This window comes from Mesorhizobium sp. M2C.T.Ca.TU.002.02.1.1, assembly GCF_003997225.1.
Genome location: NZ_RZTO01000967.1, coordinates 1 through 2,098 on the forward strand (window position 1 = coordinate 1; position 2,098 = coordinate 2,098).

Annotated in this window: 1 protein-coding gene; it reads right to left on the bottom strand. The window is 67.2% G+C overall.

Annotation, left to right across the window (positions count from 1 at the left end; translation table 11 throughout):
• Positions 1-115: 115 nt before the first annotated feature.
• Positions 116-2,098, bottom strand: a 1,983-nt coding sequence (locus EOD07_RS32105; RefSeq protein WP_164772744.1) for a glucose/quinate/shikimate family membrane-bound PQQ-dependent dehydrogenase, incomplete at its 5' end; no start/stop codon positions are given.

The window sequence follows — 2,098 nt, forward strand, 5'->3', positions numbered from 1 at the left end:
GAGCAGGAGCGAAGCTCCGCCATAGAATGACGAGGTTGGGGCGGCTTCGACAATCCCCCGCGTTTGTGCTGCTTTCACGGAAATCAACGGAAAACCTTGCCGGCCTCACCTGAATCTATTTGGGCAGCGTGTAGGCCATCACATAGTCACCCGGCTTGGTGCCGACCGAGCCGTGGCCGCCGGCGACGATGACGACGAACTGGCGGCCGTCGGCGACCGTATAGGTCATCGGCGTCGCCTGGCCGCCGGCCGGCAGCCTCGCCTGCCAGAGCTGCCGGCCGGTGGTGAGGTCGTAGGCGCGCAGATAGTCGTCGACCGCCGCGCCCAGGAAAGCGACGCCGCCCGCCGTGATCATCGGCCCGCCAATGCCCGGAACGCCGACCTTGAGCGGCAGCGGCAGCGGTGTCATATCGTAGACGGTGCCGTTGCGGTGCTTGTAGGCGATGTTTCCCGTCTTGAGGTCGACGCCGGCGACATAGCCCCAGGGCGGCGCCTGGCAGGGAATGCCGAGCGGCGACAGGAACGGCCCCATCACCACCGCGTAAGGCGCGCCCTCGTTGCGGTTCAGCCCCTGCTCGCTGCCCTTGGTGTCGCCCGGCGGCGGCACGTCCGCGCGCGGGATCAGCTTGGACGTGAACGCCAGGTAGGTCGGCATGCCGAACATCACCTGCCGCACCGGATCGACCGCGACGCCGCCCCAGTTGAAGACGCCGAAATTGCCGGGATAGACCAGCGAGCCCTGCAGCGAGGGCGGCGTGTAGCGGCCCTCATAGCGCAGCTTCTTCAGCTCGATCCGGCACGCCAGTTGGTCGAACATGGTGATGCCCCACATGTCGGCGCCGGTCAGCGGCTTCGGATTGAAGGACAGGTCCGAGGCCGGCTGCGTCGCCGAGGCCTGGTCGCCCTCGATCGCGCCGCCTGGCGCCGGCACTTCCTTCACCGGAATGATCGGCTCGCCGGTGCGCCGGTCGAGCACGTAGAGATCGCCCTGCTTGGTCGGCCCGACCAGCGCCGGCACGACGCCGTTCGCAGTGGTGATGTCGACCAGCGACGGCTGCGCCGGCACGTCCATGTCCCACAGATCGTGATGCACGGTCTGTCGCACCCAGCGCAATTGCCCTGTGTTGAGGTCGAGCGCGGTGATCGAGGACGAGAACTTCTCGACATTGGCGCTGCGGCCCATGCCGAGCTGGTCCGGCGTCTGGTTGCCGAGCGGCACGTAAAGCAGCCCGAGCTTCTCGTCGGCGCTCGCGGTCGACCACATGTTGGGCGAGTTGTGGGTGTAGCTCTTCCCGGCGGGCAGCGGCGTCGTCACATCCGGATTGCCGGAATCCCAGTTCCACAGCAGCGCCCCGGTGTCGACGTCGAAGGCACGGATGACGCCCGACGGCTCCTCGGTCGAGTAATTGTCGTTGACCGCGCCGCCGACGATGATCTTGCCGGCGACGATAAGCGGCGCCGAGGTCGAATAGTAATAGCCGGACTTCGGATAGGGCATATTGGCCATCAGGTTCAGCGTGCCGCCCTCGGCGAAGGACGCACACACCTGCCCGTTCGCGGCGTCGAGCGCGATCAGGCGGGCGTCCGACGTCGGCAGGTAGACGCGCTGCGCGCAGGGCTGGCCGGCCGCGATCTTGGCGTCGGCATAATAGGACACGCCGCGGCAGGTCTGGTGCTGGCGGTTGTTGTCGAGCTTGATCTTCGGATCGTAGCGCCATTTTTCCTTGCCGCTCGCGGCATCGATGGCGATGGCGAAATTGTGCGGCGTGCAGATGAAGAGCGCATCGCCCACCTTCAGCGGCGTCACCTGATAGGTCGTTTCGCCGATGTCGTCGGGACCCTTCACGTCGCCGGTGCGGTAGGTCCAGGCCGGCTGCAGCTTGGCGACATTGTCCGGCGTGATCTGGTCGAGCGGCGAATAGCGCTGGCCGAAAGGCGTGCGGCCGTAGAAGTGCCACTCGCCGGCCGGCGTGTCGCCGCCAAGATTGGCCGCGGCCGCCACCTTTTCGGTGCCGAGCGTGCCGCCGACGTCGTGAGGATCGGCGGTCATCGAATAGCCGGCGACCGCCAGGGAGGGGAGCACGGGCAGGATCAGCGG